The organism is Algibacter pacificus (genome assembly GCF_008033385.1).
GTDB lineage: Bacteria > Bacteroidota > Bacteroidia > Flavobacteriales > Flavobacteriaceae > Algibacter > Algibacter pacificus.
Map to the genome: position 1 here is coordinate 34,950 of NZ_VOGY01000007.1, position 18,814 is coordinate 53,763.

The window sequence follows — 18,814 nt, forward strand, 5'->3', positions numbered from 1 at the left end:
AAGTGCGCAAAGATAAAATATTTATTTCGGAGCGCTTATAAAAAAGGTTTTTAGATGTATTTAAATTTAGAATTTTTTAGGCTTTTGGCAAAAACACTTCAGCCATCATGCAGCGCGCACTACCACCACCACAAACCTCAATCGTGTTTAATGAACTCGAAAGTATTTTAGTGTGCTGTTCCAATGTTTCTATTTGCTGTTTTGTTAAGCAATCGTAAGCCGTTTGACTCATAATTAAATACAATTCATTATCGGCTCCTTTTACTTGCAACATGTTTCCTGCAAAATTATTGACCTGCGCTTCCGTAATATCGATAATGGTTTTCCCATCATCCTTTAAATGCTTAATTACATTTTTACGTTCCTTTTTATCATCAATCGCACTTAAGCAAATTACAGCAAAAGTTTCGGCCACACACATCATCACATTGGTGTGGTAAATGGCTTTCCGTTTGCCGTCTACGGTTTGATTGGCATTAAAAATAACAGGAAAAAACTCGAAATCTTCACAAAATTCGATAAACAAATCTTCGTCTGCTCTTGGCGACAATGCGCAATAGGCTTTTCGGTTTACACGATCTAAAATCACACTTCCTGTGCCTTCTAAAAACACGGCTTCATCTTCTGCACTCGTGTAATCTATCACATTATTTATTAAAAAACCATCGGCTTCGAGAGTTTCTAAAATATCTTCACGACGTTCTGCTCGTCTATTTTCAGCAAACATAGGGTATAAACCCACATTTCCGTTTTCATGAAACGACACCCAATTATTTGGAAAAATAGAATCTGGGGTGTTTGGATTTTCTGTATCGTTAACCACAATCACGTTAACACCGATGTGTTTTAACTTGTCAACGTAAGCGTCAAATTCTTGCTGTGCTTTGACATTTACCGTTTTAGGCAGGGTATTTTCTAAATTCTTTTGGTAATAATTATTTACGGCGGTTTGCTCATTCATCCTGAAATTTACAGGACGAATCATTAAAATAGTATTCGTGGTTTGTTGCATAACTTGTAAAACTTATTCTGCAAAAGTATGATTATTTAACGGATAAAATTCAGATTGAAAACTTCTAAAATATATATGATTTTTAAAAGAAATGAATGATATCCTACCAAGTATTAATCTCGAATTAAAGGCATGGTGGAGCAACGCAACAAACCTTCTTGTTTGGCTATTTCGGAGTACGAAACCTCTTCTACTGTAAAACCTTCTGCTCTTAACCAGGTATTTAAACGTGTAAAGTTTTTTTCTGAAATAATAACCTCTTCTGAAATTGAAAACACATTACTATTCATATCATACATTTCTTCTTTAGTAATTTCGAAAACATGCTCCTTTCCGAAGAAATCCACCAACCACTGATATTCTTTTTCTATTAAAAATCCGTTTTTATGAAGGATTGCTTTACCTTTTCCTAAGGGTTGAAAACAGCAATCTAAATGCAGTGCGTTTTCTTTAGCATTGGTATTCGATTTCCGAAGTTCGAAAGACTTTACTGTTTTCTCGGGAAACAATTCTTGTATGGCGATAACAGCGTCCATATTAGTCCGTGCTGTAATTAAATCGGCATAATCTTCACCAGAATATGTTCCAATAAAAATATAATCATCCCATGGCATCACATCACCACCTTCCACATGGCAATCTTCGGGTAAAATAATTCTATTTTCAAATTCTATTTGATCGCATATATACTGAATAGCCTCGACCTCTTCTTCTCTATTGGGCAAAATATTGGCACGAATAATTTTATCTTCAATAACAAAAGCGATATCTCTTGAAAAAATTTGATTACAATTTGGTATTACTTCAGGCCTATAAACTTTAACATCGTACTTTTTAAAAACTTCAGCAAGGGCTTCCATTTCAGAAATCATATCGGTTTCTTTCGGGTAGGTTCCTGCCAATACATGCTCTATACTTTTTGGATCGTAACAGGCCGAAACTTTTGGAACGCCTCCATTGCTTTCTGCTGTTCCTAAAACAACTGCTCGAAGACGAGACACTTCATTTTTGACATTAAGTTTTATCATACCGTAAATATAAAAAAGCTCCATAACAATTAAGTTATGAAGCTTTCTTTATTTTACTATATCAGCTATTATTTTATCTTTCCTCTACAGGTACAAAACTTCTTAAAGTTTCACCTATATATAATTGTCTTGGACGACCAATTGGTTCCTTCTTTAATCGCATTTCACGCCATTGAGCAATCCAACCTGGTAGACGCCCTAAAGCGAACATTACAGTAAACATATCAGTTGGAATTCCCATACCTCTGTAAATAATTCCAGAATAGAAATCTACATTAGGGTATAAGTTTCTTTCAACGAAATATGGATCTTCTAAAGCTTCTTTTTCAAGACCTTTTGCAACATCCAAAATAGGATCTTCAACACCTAAATCTCCTAAAACTTCATCGGCTGCTTTTTTAATTATTTTTGCACGTGGGTCGAAGTTTTTATAAACACGGTGTCCAAAGCCCATTAAACGGAAAGGATCTGATTTATCTTTAGCTTTAGCCATATATTTTTTGGTATCGCCACCATCGGCTTGGATAGCTTCAAGCATTTCCAAAACCGCTTGATTGGCACCACCATGAAGTGGTCCCCAAAGTGCAGAAATACCAGCAGAAATAGATGCAAATAATCCAGCATGTGATGACCCTACAATTCTTACCGTAGATGTAGAACAGTTTTGCTCGTGATCGGCATGTAAGATTAATAATTTATCTAAAGCGTTAATTAAAATTTCATTATGTACATACTCCTCATTAGGTTCTTTAAACATCATTTTAAGAATGTTTTCAACATAACCTAAATTTTTATCTCCATAATCTAAAGGTAATCCACTCTTTTTACGCATCGTCCAAGCTACTAATACTGGAAATTTTCCTAATATTTTTACTACAGAACGATACATATCTTCTTCTGAATCGACATTTACAGAGCTTGGATTAAAAGCTGTTAATGCACTGGTTAAAGATGATAACACGCCCATTGGATGGGCAGATTTAGGGAAAGCATCTAAGATTTTATGAACGTCTTCATCAACTATTGAATTTTTCTTGATATCATCATGAAATTTATCAAGTTGTTGTTTATTTGGAAGTTCTCCAAAAATTAAAAGAAAAGCAACTTCTAAAAAGTCTGCTTTTTCCGCTAATTCTTCGATAGAATACCCTCTATAATGTAAAATACCTTTTTCACCATCTAAAAATGTTATAGCACTTTCACACGATCCTGTATTCTTAAAACCTGGATCTATAGTTATTACACCACCTGTTACGCCCCTTAGCGTTTTAATATCCATGGCTACTTCATTCTCCGAACCTGTAATTAAAGGAAACTCGTGTTTTTTGCCGTTTATTTCTAGTATAGCTTTGTTTGACATAATATTTATAAAAAGTTTAAATTTAAGTTGCGCTAATTTACAAAATATCTACTTATATATTTTAGAATCGAGTAAACGATTTATGTATTTTAAGAATTCTTAACAAGAGTTGTAAATAAAAAGGCGATTATTAAAAAATAATCGCCTTTTCAATATAAACTTAAATAAAAATTACTTTACATTAAAAGCATTTCCTTGAGGAAAATAAGCCACATCTCCTAACTCTTCTTCAATACGAAGTAGCTGGTTATACTTAGCCATACGGTCACTACGAGATGCCGAACCTGTTTTAATTTGACCACAATTTAATGCTACTGCTAAATCGGCAATAGTATTATCTTCGGTTTCTCCAGAACGGTGAGACATTACCGTGGTATATCCAGCATTTTTTGCCATGTTTACCGCCGCAATAGTTTCGGTTAAAGAACCAATTTGGTTTACTTTAATTAAAATTGAGTTTGCTATACCTTCCTCTATTCCACGAGCTAAACGTTCTACGTTAGTTACAAATAAATCATCACCAACTAACTGTACTTTATCGCCAATTAATTCAGTAAGATATTTAGTACCTTCCCAGTCGTTTTCATCCATTCCGTCTTCAATAGAGATAATTGGATATTTTGCGGTTAATTCAGCTAAATATTCAGCTTGTTCTTTTGAAGTTCTAATCACACCTTTATCACCTTCGAATTTCGTGTAATCGTACTTTCCATCAACAAAAAATTCAGCAGAAGCACAATCTAAAGCAATTTTTACTTCATCACCAAACTTATAACCTGCGTTTGCAACTGCTTTACCAATAGTTTCAATAGCATCTTCAGTTCCGTCTAAAGTTGGAGCAAATCCACCTTCATCCCCAACAGCTGTACTTAAATCTCTATCGTGCAATACTTTTTTTAGGTTATGGAAAATTTCAGAACCCATTTGCATAGCATGTGTAAAGTTCTTAGCTTTTACAGGCATAATCATGAACTCTTGAAATGCAATTGGCGCATCACTATGCGATCCACCGTTAATAATATTCATCATTGGTAACGGTAAGGTGTTAGCCGAAACACCACCTACATAACGGTATAAAGGTAAACCTAGCTCTCCTGCTGCAGCTTTAGCAACGGCTAAAGACACTCCTAAAATAGCATTAGCTCCTAATTTTGATTTGTTTGGAGTTCCATCTAACTCAATCATCATCTTATCGATAAGATTTTGTTCAAAAACAGAAACACCTAATAATTCTTGAGCAATAATTGAATTAACATTATCAACGGCTTTTAAAACACCTTTGCCCATGTATGTATCGCCCCCGTCTCTTAATTCTACGGCTTCGTGTTCACCAGTAGATGCACCAGATGGTACAGCAGCTCTTCCTAAAACATCATTTTCTGTTACAACGTCTACTTCTACAGTAGGATTTCCTCTAGAATCAAAAATTTGTCTAGCATGGATATTAATTATTATGCTCATAATTTTATATTTTTTAATCTTTAATTACTTCAAATTTACGGTTAAATCTTGTAAATTTTTACATGTTTTCAAAGAAATTTATTAAAACAATTCTACAACGTTTTAGTAAAAAAAAACCTCAAACTATACAAGCATTGTTTGAGGTTGGTTTTCTTTATTTATTTTTAATATTTTCGATAAACTGATCGAATAAATATTCAGAATCATGTGGTCCTGGACTTGCTTCTGGGTGATACTGCACTGAGAAACAATTTTTATTTTTCATTGCTAAACCAGCTACTGTATTATCATTTAGATGTACGTGAGTAATTTCTAAATTGTCATTAGCCTCTGCTTCTTCTCTATTTACAGCAAATCCGTGATTTTGAGAAGTGACTTCACCTTTACCAGTTTTTAAATTTTTTACCGGGTGATTAATACCGCGATGTCCATTATACATTTTATAGGTTGATACGCCGTTTGCTAAAGCAATTACTTGATGCCCTAAACAGATACCAAATAACGGTAAATTACGTTTTATTATTTCTTTAGCAACAGCCTGAGCTTCTACCAAAGGCTCTGGGTCTCCAGGACCATTAGATAAGAAGTAACCATCTGGATTGAAGGCTTCTAAATCCTCAAAAGTGGCATTATATGGAAACACTTTGATATAAGCATCTCTTTTGGCAATATTTCTTAAAATATTCTTTTTTATTCCAATATCTAAAGCCGCTACTTTATAAGTTGCGTTTTCGTTACCGAAAAAATAAGGTTCTTTGGTTGAAACTTGAGAAGCTAATTCTAATCCCTCCATATTTGGTTGTTCTGCCAATTGTTGCTTCAAACCTTCAATATTATCTACATCGGTAGAAATAACCGCATTCATAGCACCATGATCTCTAATATAGCTTACCAAAGCACGAGTATCCACATCTGAAATGGCTAATAAGTTATTTTTATCTAGAAACTCTTCTAAAGAAGCATCTGCATCATCTCTAGAATATTCATAGCTAAAATTTTTAACTATAAGTCCTGCAATTTTAATAGAATCAGATTCTACTTCATTTGAATTTGTACCGTAATTACCAATGTGTGCATTAGTTGCAACCATTAATTGTCCATAATACGAAGGATCGGTGAAAATTTCCTGATACCCAGTCATTCCAGTATTAAAACATACTTCGCCAAACGCCGTTCCTTGTTTATTAGCAACTGCTTTACCGTAAAAAATAGTACCATCGGCTAACAAAATGATGGCTTTTTGTCTTTTTTGATATTTCATATAATTGAGATAAGATTCCTGTTAGGGAACAAAAGTTTTACAAAATTGCGCAAAAAAAAGGATAAACTAAAATAGTTTATCCTTAATATATTAAATGCTTATTAACATTTATTCTTCTTCGTTTGATGCTTTAGTCTCAACTGGAGCAGCAGCAGGCTTTGAACCACCTCTTCTACTTCTTCTAGTTGTTTTCTTCTTAGCCTTATCAGCATTATAAATCTCATTATAATCAACAAGCTCTATCATTGCCATATCAGCATTATCACCTAAACGATTTCCAAGTTTTATAATTCTTGTATATCCACCTGGTCTATCAGCAACCTTTGCAGCTACATCTCTAAATAATTCTGCAACAGCTTCTTTTTGTCTTAAACGAGCCATCACAATACGTCTGTTATGTGTTGTATCTTCTTTAGACTTGGTAATCATTGGTTCAACAAATTGTTTTAAAGCTTTAGCTTTTGCAACTGTTGTGTTAATACGTTTATGCTCTATTAAAGAACAAGCCATATTAGCTAACATTGATTTTCTGTGGGCAGTTTTTCTACCTAAGTGGTTTATTTTTTTTCCGTGTCTCATGACATTTGTGTTATCATCTTGCTACTAAACTCGACATCGAGGAGCAAAATATGATTAATTAATCTTTATCTAATTTGTATTTTGATAAATCCATTCCGAAGTTTAACCCTTTAACATTTACAAGCTCTTCAAGCTCGGTTAAAGACTTCTTACCGAAGTTTCTGAATTTCATTAAATCATTTTTGTTGAAAGATACTAGGTCACCTAAAGTATCTACTTCAGCCGCTTTTAAACAATTAAGAGCACGAACCGATAAATCCATATCGATTAACTTTGTTTTAAGCAACTGACGCATATGAAGAGATTCCTCATCATAAGTTTCAGTTTGTGCAATTTCATCAGCCTCTAAAGTGATACGCTCATCAGAGAATAACATAAAGTGGTGAATTAATGTTTTAGCGCCTTCTGTTAAAGCATCTTGTGGGCTTATCGAACCATCTGTAATGATTTCAAAAACCAATTTTTCATAATCCGTTTTTTGCTCAACACGATAGTTTTCAATGCTATACTTCACATTTTTAATAGGAGTATAAATTGAATCGGTAAAAATTGTACCTATGGGAGCAGATGCTTTTTTATTTTCCTCAGCAGGGACATATCCTCTACCTTTTTCAATTGTAATTTCCATATTGAAATTTACTTTTGGATCCAAATTACAGATTACTAATTCTGTATTTAACACTTGAAAACCAGATATAAATTTTTGAAAATCTCCAGCGGTAATTTTATCTTGTCCCGAAATTGAAATTGAAATCGATTCGTTATCAATATCTTCAATTTGTCTTTTAAAACGTGCTTGTTTTAAATTTAAAATAATTTCAGTTACATCCTCAACTACGCCTGGTATTGCTGAAAATTCATGATCTACACCTTCTATTCTAACCGATGTAATAGCGAAACCTTCTAATGAGGATAATAACACTCTTCTAAGAGCGTTTCCTATTGTAAGTCCATAACCTGGTTCTAGTGGTCTGAATTCGAATTTACCTTCGAAATCAGTAGAATCAATCATGATTACTTTATCAGGTTTCTGAAAATTAAATACTGCCATATTATTCTTCGTTTTAATTGTTATTTAGTTGCGCGGTTTATAAGCTTGAAGAAATACAAATAAACCCTTTGGCCAAATACCAATATGGTTAATTATTATTTAGAGTATAATTCGACGATGAATTGCTCATTTATGTTTTCTGGAATTTGAATTCTAGCAGGAACAGAAACGTAAGTTCCTTGCTTAGTATCATTATTCCAAGTAATCCATTCAAATACTTGACTTGAATTTTGAAGCGATCTATCAATAGTTTCTAATGATTTAGACTTTTCTCTAACAGCCACAACATCTCCTGCTTTTAATGAATAAGATGGAATGTTTACCAACTCACCATTTACAGTAATGTGTCTATGAGAAACTAATTGTCTAGCAGCACTTCTTGTAGGAGCAATACCCATTCTAAATACTACGTTGTCTAATCTAGACTCACAAAGTTGTAATAACACCTCACCTGTAATACCTTGAGCAGCTCTTGCTTTTTTAAATAAACCTCTAAATTGACGCTCTAAAATACCATAAGTATATTTAGCTTTTTGTTTTTCCATTAACTGGATTGCGTATTCAGATTTTTTACCACGACGTCTAGCGTTTCCGTGTTGTCCTGGAGGATAATTTCTTTTTTCAAAAGATTTATCTTCTCCAAAAATTGCCTCGCCAAATTTACGAGCTATTTTAGTTTTAGGACCAGTATATCTTGCCATTTTAAATTGTTTTTAAAGAGTGATTATGAATTAAGGTCTTAATCTTATCCTTCGATAATCGTTGATCTCTTTGTTAGTGATACTTGTTTTAATTTCAGTTTGCAAATATATACAAAAAATTAATACCACCTACAACGAGATGATATTAATTTTTTGTACTTATTTCATTTAACACACGTTAATAAAAACGTGATTAAACTCTTCTTCTTTTAGGAGGACGACATCCATTATGTGGTAATGGCGTAACATCAATAATTTCTGTTACTTCGATACCTGCATTATGAATAGAACGAATAGCAGACTCTCTACCATTTCCTGGTCCTTTAACATAAACCTTTACTTTCTTTAAACCAGCTTCAGTTGCTACAGCAGCAGCATCTTCAGCAGCTAATTGAGCCGCATAAGGTGTGTTTTTTTTAGACCCTCTAAATCCCATTTTACCAGCAGAAGACCAAGAAATTACGTCTCCTTTTTTATTGGTAAGTGATATAATGATGTTATTGAAAGAAGCAGTAACGTGTGCTTCTCCAACAGCATCAACAATAACTTTACGTTTTTTTGTGCTTGTTTTTGCCATTTTCTTTTAGCTTTTAGTTTTAGTGATAGTCGCTAGAATCCTAAACTATTATAATTTCAAACAGATTCCTTCCAACGTCTAAATACCAAAGACTAATTATTATTTAGTTGCTTTCTTTTTGTTAGCAACAGTTTTTCTTCTACCTTTTCTAGTTCTAGAGTTGTTTTTAGTACGTTGTCCTCTTAAAGGAAGACCCGATCTATGACGAATACCTCTGTAACATCCAATATCCATTAATCGCTTAATGTTTAATTGTGTTTCAGAACGTAACTCACCTTCAATAGTAAAAGTTCCAACTACTTCCCGAATGTTTCCAATCTCGTCGTCAGTCCAATCTTGTACTTTAGTACTTTCATCAACTTTAGCTTGTGCTAAGATCTCTTTTGCTCTACTTCTACCTATTCCATAGATATAAGTTAAGGAAATTACTCCTCTTTTGTTTTTCGGTATGTCTACACCTGCAATTCTTGCCATAATTACCCTTGTCTTTGTTTAAATCTAGGATTCTTTTTGTTTATCACGTAAAGTCTGCCTTTTCTGCGCACGATTTTACAATCTGCACTTCTCTTTTTAACTGATGCTCTTACTTTCATCGTCTTCGTATTAGTATCTATAAGTTATTCGAGCCTTAGATAAATCATAAGGGCTCATTTCCAATTTTACTTTATCTCCTGGTAACAATTTTATGTAGTGCATACGCATCTTTCCAGAGATATGTGCTGTTAAAATGTGACCATTTTCTAACTCAACACGAAACATAGCATTAGATAATGCTTCTGTAATTGTCCCGTCTTGTTCTATTGCTGCTTGTTTTGCCATAGTATATATATTAAGCTACTGCCTTTCTATTTTTACCTGTCTTCATCAAACCATCATAATGTCTATTTAACAAATAAGAGTTTATTTGCTGCATAGTATCTATTGCTACCCCTACCATAATTAATAGTGATGTTCCTCCAAAAAATAAAGCCCAACCTTGTTGTACCCCCATAAGTTTAACAATAAATGCTGGAAATATAGCCAACACTGCTAAAAATATAGAACCAGGTAGAGTGATTTGCGACATTATTTTGTCTAAGTACTCTGAAGTTTCAGATCCCGGACGTATACCAGGAATAAATCCACCACTACGTTTTAAATCGTCTGCCATTTTGTTAGTTGGAACCGTAATAGCCGTATAAAAGTATGTAAACACAATTATTAATAAGCCAAAAGTTAGGTTATACACAAAACCAAACATGTCAGAATAATGTGTTTGCAACCACATTCCAGTAGATGTGTCCTTCAAGAAAGAGGATCCTCCAATTAGACTAGGCACAAACATAATAGCTTGAGCAAATATAATAGGCATTACTCCAGATGCGTTAAGTTTTAAAGGAATGTATTGTCTAGAACCAGCTATTGCCGCCTTTTCATAACCACCCGTCGCGGTTCTTCTCGCATATTGTACGGCAATTTTTCTAACGCCCATTACTAACATAATAGCTCCAAGAATAATTACAAACCATATTACCAATTCAAAAAGAATTAACATCACATTGTTACCTTCCAATCTAGTGGCTGCATTTTGCAAAAATGCTTGTGGTAGCCTAGCGATAATACCCACCATAATTAAAAGTGAAATACCATTACCTATACCTTTATCTGTAATCTTCTCACCTAACCACATAGCGAATATACACCCTGTAACCAAAATACTAACAGATGAAAAATAGAATAAAGGCCCTTGTCCTAATAAAAACGCTGAATTAGGAATACCTAAAGCAGGTAAACTCGCCAAATAACCTGGTGCTTGAAGCAAACATATTGCTATTGTTAACCAACGTGTTATTTGGGTAATTTTCTTTTGACCACTAGCACCTTCTTTTTGCAATTTCTGCAAATAAGGAATAGCAATACCCATTAATTGTACAACAATAGAAGCTGAAATGTAAGGCATAATACCTAAAGCAAATACCGATGCATTAGCAAAAGCACCTCCTGTAAAGGCGTTTAAGATCCCCAATATACCACTATCCGTTTTATCTGCTAAACCACTTAATTGGGCAGCATCAATTCCAGGTAGTACTACTTGTGCACCAAAACGATAAACTAATAACAGACCTAAAGTTACAATAATTCTGTTTCTAAGTTCTTCAATTTTCCAAACATTCTTTAATGATTCTATAAATTTCATACTAATAACAAGTATTATAAAGTTACAACTTCTCCTCCAGCAGCTTCAATAGCAGCTTTTGCTGAAGCAGTAAATTTATGAGCAGTTACTTTTAATTTTGATTTTAATTCACCACGTCCTAGTATTTTAACTAAATCATTTTTACCTACTAAACCGTTTGTGAATAATGTTGCAAAATCAACTGTATCTTCAATTTTCTTTTCATCAACCAATTGTTGTAATGTATCTAAATTGATACCTTGAAATTCAACACGGTTAATATTTGTAAAACCAAATTTAGGAACACGTCTTTGAAGAGGCATTTGACCACCTTCAAAACCTAATTTCTTAGAATAACCAGAACGCGATTTAGCACCTTTGTGACCACGTGTAGCGGTACCACCTTTACCAGAACCTTGTCCACGACCTATTCTTTTTCCTTGATTTTTTATTGAACCTTCTGCAGGTTTTAAATTACTTAAATCCATTTTCAGTTATATTATTTTGTTTCTTCAACAGAAACTAAATGTGAAACTTTAGCAACCATACCAAGAATATTTGGTGTAGCCTCATGCTCTTTTACCTGACCAATCTTTTTAAGACCAAGAGCTTCTAAAGTTCTTTTTTGTCTTAGCGTACGATTGATTGCGCTTTTAACCTTTGTTACTTTAATTTTTGCCATCTCTGTCGTTATTAAGCGTTAAAAACTTGTTGAAGTGAAATACCTCTATCTTTCGCAATAGCATTCGCATCTCTTAATTGCAATAAAGCATCAAAAGTTGCTTTAACTACGTTATGAGGGTTTGAAGAACCTTGAGATTTAGATAATACATCGTGTACACCAACAGCCTCTAATACTGTACGTACAGCACCACCAGCAATTACACCTGTACCAGGGGCAGCAGGAATAATGTTTACTCTAGCTCCACCGTATTTACCTTTTTGTTCATGAGGTAAAGTTCCTTTAATGATAGGAATTCTAACTAGGTTTTTCTTAGCATCTTCAATAGCTTTTGCAATTGCACTAGCTACATCTTTAGACTTCCCTAAACCTTGTCCTACAACACCTGCTTCATCACCTACTACAACAATAGCTGAAAAACCAAATGCTCTACCACCTTTAGTTACTTTAGTTACTCTTTGCACACCAACTAAACGATCTTTAAGATCTAATCCACCTGGCTTTACTAATTCTGCGCTTTTATATTTTTTGAACATAATTTCTTAAAATTTAAGTCCTGCGGCTCTGGCGCCATCAGCTAATGATTTAATTCTTCCGTGGTATAAATATCCACCTCTATCAAAAGCAATAGTTTCAACACCTGCCTTTAAAGCTTTTTCTCCTATTGCCTTACCAACTAGTTCAGCAATTTCAGACTTACTACCTTTTGCAGTACTTATGTCTTTATCTCTAGATGATGATGACGCTACGGTAACCCCTGAAACATCATCGATAACTTGAGCATAAATTTCTTTATTACTTCTATAAACAGCCAATCTAGGTCTAGCTTCTGTTCCAGAAACTACCTTGCGAATTCTGTTTTTAATTCTTAGTCTTCTTTCGTTCTTTGTCAATGCCATAACTAAATTATTATGCTGATTTACCAGCTTTTCTTCTTAATACTTCACCAACAAACTTCACACCTTTACCTTTATAAGGCTCTGGTGGTCTAAATCCACGAATTTTCGCAGCTACTTGACCAACTAATTGTTTATCGAAAGAAGTTAATTTTATAATTGGGTTTTTTCCTTTTTCAGATACCGTTTCAACTTTTACTTCAGGAGCTATGTTTAAAACAATATTATGAGAAAATCCTAAAGCAAGATCCAATTTTTGTCCTTGATTAGATGCTCTATAACCAACACCTACCAATTCTAATTCTTTAGTCCATCCTTTAGATACACCTTCTACCATGTTGTTCATTAAAGATCTATACAAACCGTGTTTAGCTTTTTGATCCTTAGTGTCTGATGAACGTGCCACCATTACATTACCGTCTTCTACTTTAATTTCAACAGAGTCGAAATTTTGAGTTAACTCTCCTAATTTTCCTTTTACAGTCACTACGTTATCTTTAACGTCTACTGTTACACCTTCTGGAATGGCTACTGGATTATTTCCTATTCTTGACATTTCTTTCTGGTTTATAAATTAGTAAACATAACATAAAACTTCCCCACCTACGTTATCTCTCTTAGCTTGTTTACCAGTCATAACTCCGTGAGAAGTTGAAACAATAGCAATACCAAGTCCGTTTAAGATTCTAGGTAAATCATTAGCACCAGCATACTTTCGTAAACCTGGTGTACTAATACGTTGAAGTTTTTTTATTACTGGTTCTTTTGTTTCTTTATTGTATTTAAGGGCTATTTTAATAGAACCTTGTACAGTAGAATCATCAAACTTGTAACTTAAAATATATCCTTGTTCGAATAATATTTTAGTAATGTCTTTTTTTAAATTAGATGCTGGAATCTCTACCACTCTGTGGTTAGCACGAACCGCATTTCTAATTCTTGTCAAATAATCCGCAATTGGATCTGAGTACATAATGAATTGATTTTGTGATTTCGGTTTTCAACGTTGGCGTTGAACCTAAAATCTGATTATTTAAATAATATTACCAACTAGCTTTTCTTACACCAGGGATAAGACCTTGATTGGCCATTTCTCTGAATGTTACACGTGAAATCCCAAAAGTTCTCATGTATCCTTTTGGCCTTCCTGTTAATTTACATCTATTATGCTGACGAATAGGTGATGCATTTTTAGGTAACTTTTGTAATGCTTCATAATCTCCAGCTTCTTTTAAAGCTTTACGTTTCTCAGCATATTTAGCTACTGTTTTTGATCTTTTTACCTCACGGGCTTTCATTGATTCTTTAGCCATATCTTAGTTCTTTTGAAAAGGTAATCCTAATTCGGTTAATAATGATTTTGCTTCTTTATCAGTATCGGCAGTCGTAACAAATGTAATATCCATTCCTGAGATTTTGTTTACCTTATCGATATTAATCTCTGGAAAAATAATTTGTTCTGTAATTCCCAAGTTGTAATTACCACGTCCGTCGAATCCTGTAGCTTTAATTCCGTTAAAATCTCTAACACGTGGAAGTGCTGAAGTTACTAAACGATCTAAAAACTCATACATACGTTCTCCTCGCAAAGTTACTTTTGCCCCAATAGGCATCCCTTTACGTAATTTAAACGTGGCAACATCTTTTTTAGATAACGTTGCAATAGCTTTTTGTCCAGATATAGATGCTAATTCTTCTACTGCGTAGTCAATTAACTTTTTGTCTGCAACAGCAGCCCCAACACCTTTAGATATTACTATCTTGGTAAGTTTAGGAACTTGCATTACATTTTTATATCCAAATTCGTCTGTAAGAGCTGCAATTACTTTGCTTTTATACTCTTCTTTAAGTCTAGGTGAATATGCCATAACTATATTACTTCATTAGATTTTAATGAAAATCTTACTTTTTTATCTCCTTCAACTCGGTATCCAACTCTAGTTGCTTCTCCTTTTGAGGTTAGCAAAGATAAGTTAGAAATATGAATTGCGGCCTCTTTTTCTACGATTCCTCCTTGTGGGTTTTGTGCACTTGGTTTAGTATGTTTCTTAACCAGGTTAACACCCTCAACAATCGCTTTGTTCTTTTCTATCAATACTTTTTGAACTGTACCTTCAGATCCTTTATGATCTCCAGCAATAACTCTCACAGTATCTCCAGTTTTTATTTTAAGCTTTCCCATCTTAATATTTTCTGTATTAAAGCACCTCTGGTGCTAATGATACAATCTTCATGAATGATTTATCACGAAGCTCTCTAGCAACAGGACCAAAAACACGCGTTCCTCTCATCTCACCCGTTGGGTTTAACAAAACACAAGCGTTATCATCGAATCTAATATAAGATCCATCTGGTCTTCTTACTTCCTTCTTTGTACGTACAACTACTGCCGTAGAGACAGCTTTTTTCTTAATGTTTCCATTAGGCGTTGCATCTTTAACAGAAACAACTATTTTGTCTCCAACAGAAGCATATCTTCTTTTAGTACCTCCTAATACACGGATAACCAAAACTTCTTTTGCTCCAGTATTGTCTGCTACTTTTATTCTTGATTCTTGCTGTAACATAATTATTTAGCTCTTTCTAGGATTTCTACTAATCTCCAGCATTTAGATTTAGATAAAGGTCGTGTTTCCATGATCTTAACTGTATCTCCAATGTTGCAGTCATTTGTTTCGTCGTGTGCTACGTACTTTTTCGTTTTTAAAACGAATTTTCCATACATAGGATGTTTTACTTTTTTAACCTCTGCAACAACAATTGATTTTTGCATTTTGTTACTAGTAACAACTCCTATACGTTCTTTTCTTAAATTTCTTGTTTCCATCTTTTCGGCAGAATTATTGTAATTCTCTTTTAGTTAATTCGGTCGCAATTCTAGCAACTGTTCGTCTCACCGAACGTAATTGAATTGGATTTTCTAAAGGAGATATTGCATGAGCCAATTTTAGGTCTGAATAACTCTTTTTTGTTTCACTAAGTTTCTCTTGTAACTCAGCTACAGATAATTCTTTAATTTCTGATTGTTTCATAATATCAAATAAATTATGCTTCGTAATCTCTAGCGATTAAAAACTTAGTTTTTACAGGTAATTTTTGTGCTGCTAAACGTAAAGCTTCTTTTGCAACGTCTAAAGGCACACCACCTATTTCAAATAATACACGTCCTGGTCTACAAACGGCTACCCAATACTCTACGGCACCTTTACCTTTACCCATACGTACCTCAAGAGGCTTTTTTGTGATAGGCTTATCTGGAAATATCTTTATCCAAAGCTGCCCTTCTCTTTTCATGTAACGAGTGGCGGCGATACGTGCTGCTTCAATTTGACGAGACGTTATAAAAGTTGCGTCTAATGCTTTTATCCCAAAAGTTCCACTTGAAAGTTGATGCCCTCTTGTGGCATTACCTTTCATACGTCCCTTTTGCTGTTTACGAAATTTTGTTCTTTTAGGCTGTAACATTTTTCTTTAATTTATAAAAAATTACTTTCTACGACGTGGTTTGTTGTCTCTGTTTCCGCCACGTCCTCCGGCTCCACCTTTTCCTTGCTTCTTAGATAATCCAACAAGCGGAGAAAGTTCTCTTTTACCATATACTTCACCTTTCATGATCCATACTTTTACACCCAGTCTACCATAGGTAGTGTGTGCCTCAACTAAAGCATAGTCAATATCGGCTCTAAAGGTTGATAAAGGAATACGTCCTTCTTTGTAGTGTTCAGATCGCGCCATTTCAGCACCATTTAAACGTCCACTAATTTGGATTTTAATTCCTTCTGCATTCATACGCATTGTAGCAGCAATAGCCATCTTAATTGCACGTCTATATGAAATTCTATTTTCAATTTGACGAGCGATACTTGATCCTACTAAAAACGCATCAAGTTCAGGTCTTTTAATTTCAAAAATATTAATCTGAACTTCTTTTTCAGTAATTTTCTTAAGCTCTTCTTTTAACTTGTCTACCTCTTGTCCACCTTTTCCGATAATAATACCAGGTCTAGCAGTAGTGATAGTAACGGTTACAAGTTTAAGAGTTCTTTCGATAATTACTCTACTTACACTAGCTTTAGATAAACGCGCGTGAACGTATTTTCTAATTTTATCGTCTTCGGCAAGCTTATCTCCATAATCATTACCTCCGTACCAGTTAGATTCCCATCCTCTGATAATACCTAAGCGATTTCCGATTGGATTTGTTTTTTGTCCCATACTTCTATCTTAGCTTTGTGTGTTATTTTTTGCTCCTACTACGATGGTAACGTGGTTTGAGCGTTTTCTAATTCTGTGTGCACGACCTTGAGGTGCTGGACGCAATCTTTTTAACATAGACCCACCATCAACTCTAATTTCTTGAACAATTAATCCAGCCTCCTCGATGTTAGCATCTTCGTTTTTAGCTTGCCAGTTTGCTATTGCAGACAGTAACAATTTTTCTAAACGACCAGAAGCTTCCTTTTGGTTGAATTTTAATATATTCAGTGCATGTTCTACCTTTTCGCCTCTTACTAAATCAGCTACTAAGCGCATTTTTCTCGGTGATGTAGGACAGTTATTAAGTTTAGCAAAAGCAACGTGTTTTTTTGCTTCCTTAATAGCGTCTGCCATTTGTTTTTTACGACTTCCCATAGCTTACTACTTTTTACCTTTATTTTTAGCACCTGCATGTCCACGGAATGAACGTGTTGGTGAAAATTCTCCTAATTTATGACCTACCATGTTTTCAGTAACGTATACTGGAACAAATTGACGGCCATTGTGTACTGCAATTGTTTGTCCAACGAAATCTGGAGTAATCATAGAGGCTCTAGACCATGTTTTGATTACTGTTTTTTTGTTAGATTCAACATTCGCAGCTACTTTCTTTTCTAATTTATAATGAACGTAAGGTCCTTTTTTTAGTGATCTTGCCATGTCTTATTTCTTTCTACGTTCTACAATATATTTATTACTTGCTTTAGTTTTAGAACGGGTTCTGTAACCTTTAGCTGGTATACCGTTTCTAGAACGAGGATGTCCACCTGCAGACTTACCTTCTCCACCACCCATTGGGTGATCAACTGGATTCATCACTACTGGTCTCGTACGTGGTCTTCTACCTAACCATCTTGTTCTACCTGCTTTACCACCTACTAATAATTGGTGATCTGAATTAGATACAACACCGATAGTTGCCATACAGTTAGCAAGAATTAATCTTGTTTCACCAGAAGGTAATTTTACCGTAGCAAACTTACCATCTCTTGCCATTAATTGAGCAAAAGCTCCAGCACTACGTGCCATAACAGCACCTTGCCCTGGACGTAACTCTATACAAGAAATAATAGTTCCTAATGGAATTTCACTTAAAGGCATTGTATTTCCAATTTCTGGAGCAACTCCTTCTTTTCCAGATACTACATTTTGCCCAACTTGAAGTCCATTTTGTGCAATAATATATCTTTTTTCGCCATCTTGATAATTCAATAATGCAATAAAAGCTGTTCTGTTTGGATCGTATTGAATTGAGGCAACTTCACCAGGAATCCCAGCTTTGTCTCTTTTAAAATCGATAATACGATACTTTCTTTTATGACCACCACCAATGTAGCGCATAGTCATTTTTCCTTCACTGTTTCTACCACCAGATCTTTTGTTCGGAACGAGTAAACTCTTTTCCGGCTTATCAGTAGTAATGGCATCATATCCATTTACTACTCTAAATCGCTGTCCTGGGGTGATTGGTTTTAATTTTCTTACTGACATCTGTCTTTAATTACATGTTACTGTATAAATCAATCATTTCACCTTCCGCCAGTTGTACAATTGCTTTTTTAACAGCATTTGTTTTACCATGTTGAATACCAGTTTTTGTAAACTTAGTACTTCTATCTGGACGGACATTTATAGTACGAACTTTTTCAACAGAAACACCATAAGCAGCTTCCACCGCTTTTTTGATTTCTACCTTGTTCGCCTTAGTCTTCACTGCGAAAGTATAGCAGTTTCTTAACTCGCTATTAGCTGTCGCTTTTTCTGTGATTATAGGTTTAATTAAGATACTCATTA

31 protein-coding genes are annotated in these 18,814 nt (G+C 34.4%); all 31 read right to left on the reverse strand.

Features of this window, described 5'->3' with window-relative positions; genetic code table 11:
* Window positions 1-76: 76 nt before the first annotated feature.
* A complete protein-coding gene (gene ctlX / locus FQU21_RS11455; protein WP_147678151.1) occupies window positions 77-1,012 on the reverse strand; it encodes a citrulline utilization hydrolase CtlX in 936 nt (311 codons plus the stop codon).
* Window positions 1,013-1,125: 113 nt separating this feature from the next.
* Window positions 1,126-2,040 carry a dimethylarginine dimethylaminohydrolase family protein gene (locus FQU21_RS11460; RefSeq protein ID WP_147678351.1) on the reverse strand — a complete coding sequence of 305 codons (915 nt, stop codon included), beginning with the start codon at window positions 2,038-2,040 and terminating at the stop codon, window positions 1,126-1,128.
* A 73-nt stretch (window positions 2,041-2,113) separates the two neighbouring features.
* The gene (locus FQU21_RS11465) at window positions 2,114-3,400 is read right to left on the reverse strand and encodes a citrate synthase (protein ID WP_147678152.1); all 1,287 of its coding nucleotides are present in this window, start codon (window positions 3,398-3,400) and stop codon (window positions 2,114-2,116) included.
* A 171-nt stretch (window positions 3,401-3,571) separates the two neighbouring features.
* On the reverse strand, window positions 3,572-4,861 hold the full coding sequence (gene eno, locus FQU21_RS11470) for a phosphopyruvate hydratase (RefSeq protein ID WP_147678153.1): 1,290 nt from the start codon (window positions 4,859-4,861) through the stop codon (window positions 3,572-3,574).
* 154 nt (window positions 4,862-5,015) lie between these two features.
* The gene (gene carA, locus FQU21_RS11475) at window positions 5,016-6,122 is read right to left on the reverse strand and encodes a glutamine-hydrolyzing carbamoyl-phosphate synthase small subunit (RefSeq protein WP_147678154.1); all 1,107 of its coding nucleotides are present in this window, start codon (window positions 6,120-6,122) and stop codon (window positions 5,016-5,018) included.
* A 108-nt stretch (window positions 6,123-6,230) separates the two neighbouring features.
* On the reverse strand, window positions 6,231-6,701 hold the full coding sequence (rplQ, locus tag FQU21_RS11480) for a 50S ribosomal protein L17 (RefSeq protein WP_147678155.1): 471 nt from the start codon (window positions 6,699-6,701) through the stop codon (window positions 6,231-6,233).
* A gap of 58 nt (window positions 6,702-6,759) precedes the next feature.
* Window positions 6,760-7,752 carry a DNA-directed RNA polymerase subunit alpha gene (locus FQU21_RS11485; protein ID WP_147678156.1) on the reverse strand — a complete coding sequence of 331 codons (993 nt, stop codon included), beginning with the start codon at window positions 7,750-7,752 and terminating at the stop codon, window positions 6,760-6,762.
* A 95-nt stretch (window positions 7,753-7,847) separates the two neighbouring features.
* Entirely contained in the window at window positions 7,848-8,453 is a 606-nt protein-coding gene (gene rpsD / locus FQU21_RS11490) for a 30S ribosomal protein S4 (RefSeq protein WP_147678157.1), read from the reverse strand.
* A 193-nt stretch (window positions 8,454-8,646) separates the two neighbouring features.
* A complete protein-coding gene (gene rpsK, locus FQU21_RS11495; RefSeq protein ID WP_092847718.1) occupies window positions 8,647-9,030 on the reverse strand; it encodes a 30S ribosomal protein S11 in 384 nt (127 codons plus the stop codon).
* 99 nt (window positions 9,031-9,129) lie between these two features.
* Entirely contained in the window at window positions 9,130-9,504 is a 375-nt protein-coding gene (rpsM, locus tag FQU21_RS11500) for a 30S ribosomal protein S13 (RefSeq protein ID WP_147678158.1), read from the reverse strand.
* A 2-nt stretch (window positions 9,505-9,506) separates the two neighbouring features.
* The gene (ykgO, locus tag FQU21_RS11505; RefSeq protein WP_013305171.1) at window positions 9,507-9,623 is read right to left on the reverse strand and encodes a type B 50S ribosomal protein L36; all 117 of its coding nucleotides are present in this window, start codon (window positions 9,621-9,623) and stop codon (window positions 9,507-9,509) included.
* 10 nt (window positions 9,624-9,633) lie between these two features.
* Window positions 9,634-9,849 (reverse strand): translation initiation factor IF-1, encoded by a 216-nt coding sequence (gene infA / locus FQU21_RS11510; RefSeq protein WP_147678159.1) that lies wholly within the window; start codon window positions 9,847-9,849, stop codon window positions 9,634-9,636.
* Between the two features lie 10 nt (window positions 9,850-9,859).
* The gene (gene secY / locus FQU21_RS11515; protein ID WP_147678160.1) at window positions 9,860-11,206 is read right to left on the reverse strand and encodes a preprotein translocase subunit SecY; all 1,347 of its coding nucleotides are present in this window, start codon (window positions 11,204-11,206) and stop codon (window positions 9,860-9,862) included.
* 14 nt (window positions 11,207-11,220) lie between these two features.
* Window positions 11,221-11,673, reverse strand: a complete 453-nt coding sequence (gene rplO, locus FQU21_RS11520; RefSeq protein ID WP_147678161.1) for a 50S ribosomal protein L15 — start codon at window positions 11,671-11,673, stop codon at window positions 11,221-11,223.
* Window positions 11,674-11,684: 11 nt separating this feature from the next.
* Window positions 11,685-11,867 carry a 50S ribosomal protein L30 gene (gene rpmD / locus FQU21_RS11525; protein ID WP_042499151.1) on the reverse strand — a complete coding sequence of 61 codons (183 nt, stop codon included), beginning with the start codon at window positions 11,865-11,867 and terminating at the stop codon, window positions 11,685-11,687.
* An 11-nt stretch (window positions 11,868-11,878) separates the two neighbouring features.
* Window positions 11,879-12,403 (reverse strand): 30S ribosomal protein S5, encoded by a 525-nt coding sequence (gene rpsE, locus FQU21_RS11530; RefSeq protein WP_147678162.1) that lies wholly within the window; start codon window positions 12,401-12,403, stop codon window positions 11,879-11,881.
* Between the two features lie 6 nt (window positions 12,404-12,409).
* Window positions 12,410-12,766 carry a 50S ribosomal protein L18 gene (gene rplR, locus FQU21_RS11535; protein WP_147678163.1) on the reverse strand — a complete coding sequence of 119 codons (357 nt, stop codon included), beginning with the start codon at window positions 12,764-12,766 and terminating at the stop codon, window positions 12,410-12,412.
* A gap of 10 nt (window positions 12,767-12,776) precedes the next feature.
* On the reverse strand, window positions 12,777-13,319 hold the full coding sequence (gene rplF / locus FQU21_RS11540) for a 50S ribosomal protein L6 (protein ID WP_147678164.1): 543 nt from the start codon (window positions 13,317-13,319) through the stop codon (window positions 12,777-12,779).
* A gap of 18 nt (window positions 13,320-13,337) precedes the next feature.
* The gene (gene rpsH, locus FQU21_RS11545; protein WP_147678165.1) at window positions 13,338-13,736 is read right to left on the reverse strand and encodes a 30S ribosomal protein S8; all 399 of its coding nucleotides are present in this window, start codon (window positions 13,734-13,736) and stop codon (window positions 13,338-13,340) included.
* Between the two features lie 70 nt (window positions 13,737-13,806).
* A complete protein-coding gene (gene rpsN, locus FQU21_RS11550) occupies window positions 13,807-14,076 on the reverse strand; it encodes a 30S ribosomal protein S14 (RefSeq protein ID WP_042499141.1) in 270 nt (89 codons plus the stop codon).
* A 3-nt stretch (window positions 14,077-14,079) separates the two neighbouring features.
* Window positions 14,080-14,631, reverse strand: a complete 552-nt coding sequence (rplE, locus tag FQU21_RS11555) for a 50S ribosomal protein L5 (protein ID WP_147678166.1) — start codon at window positions 14,629-14,631, stop codon at window positions 14,080-14,082.
* 2 nt (window positions 14,632-14,633) lie between these two features.
* Window positions 14,634-14,945, reverse strand: coding sequence for a 50S ribosomal protein L24 (rplX, locus tag FQU21_RS11560; protein ID WP_147678167.1), 312 nt, complete (start codon window positions 14,943-14,945; stop codon window positions 14,634-14,636).
* A gap of 16 nt (window positions 14,946-14,961) precedes the next feature.
* Entirely contained in the window at window positions 14,962-15,330 is a 369-nt protein-coding gene (rplN, locus tag FQU21_RS11565) for a 50S ribosomal protein L14 (RefSeq protein ID WP_147678168.1), read from the reverse strand.
* Between the two features lie 2 nt (window positions 15,331-15,332).
* Window positions 15,333-15,590: a 30S ribosomal protein S17 gene (gene rpsQ, locus FQU21_RS11570; RefSeq protein ID WP_019386276.1), complete on the reverse strand. Its 258-nt coding sequence runs from the start codon at window positions 15,588-15,590 to the stop codon at window positions 15,333-15,335.
* Between the two features lie 13 nt (window positions 15,591-15,603).
* A complete protein-coding gene (gene rpmC / locus FQU21_RS11575) occupies window positions 15,604-15,795 on the reverse strand; it encodes a 50S ribosomal protein L29 (RefSeq protein WP_147678169.1) in 192 nt (63 codons plus the stop codon).
* A gap of 13 nt (window positions 15,796-15,808) precedes the next feature.
* Window positions 15,809-16,228 (reverse strand): 50S ribosomal protein L16, encoded by a 420-nt coding sequence (gene rplP, locus FQU21_RS11580; protein ID WP_147678170.1) that lies wholly within the window; start codon window positions 16,226-16,228, stop codon window positions 15,809-15,811.
* A 21-nt stretch (window positions 16,229-16,249) separates the two neighbouring features.
* The gene (gene rpsC / locus FQU21_RS11585) at window positions 16,250-16,978 is read right to left on the reverse strand and encodes a 30S ribosomal protein S3 (protein WP_042499130.1); all 729 of its coding nucleotides are present in this window, start codon (window positions 16,976-16,978) and stop codon (window positions 16,250-16,252) included.
* A 9-nt stretch (window positions 16,979-16,987) separates the two neighbouring features.
* Window positions 16,988-17,395, reverse strand: coding sequence for a 50S ribosomal protein L22 (rplV, locus tag FQU21_RS11590; protein ID WP_147678171.1), 408 nt, complete (start codon window positions 17,393-17,395; stop codon window positions 16,988-16,990).
* A gap of 6 nt (window positions 17,396-17,401) precedes the next feature.
* Window positions 17,402-17,680 (reverse strand): 30S ribosomal protein S19, encoded by a 279-nt coding sequence (rpsS, locus tag FQU21_RS11595; RefSeq protein WP_054851677.1) that lies wholly within the window; start codon window positions 17,678-17,680, stop codon window positions 17,402-17,404.
* Window positions 17,681-17,683: 3 nt separating this feature from the next.
* Entirely contained in the window at window positions 17,684-18,511 is an 828-nt protein-coding gene (gene rplB / locus FQU21_RS11600; RefSeq protein WP_147678172.1) for a 50S ribosomal protein L2, read from the reverse strand.
* Window positions 18,512-18,521: 10 nt separating this feature from the next.
* On the reverse strand, window positions 18,522-18,812 hold the full coding sequence (gene rplW, locus FQU21_RS11605) for a 50S ribosomal protein L23 (RefSeq protein WP_072399589.1): 291 nt from the start codon (window positions 18,810-18,812) through the stop codon (window positions 18,522-18,524).
* Between the last annotated feature and the right edge of the window lie 2 nt (window positions 18,813-18,814).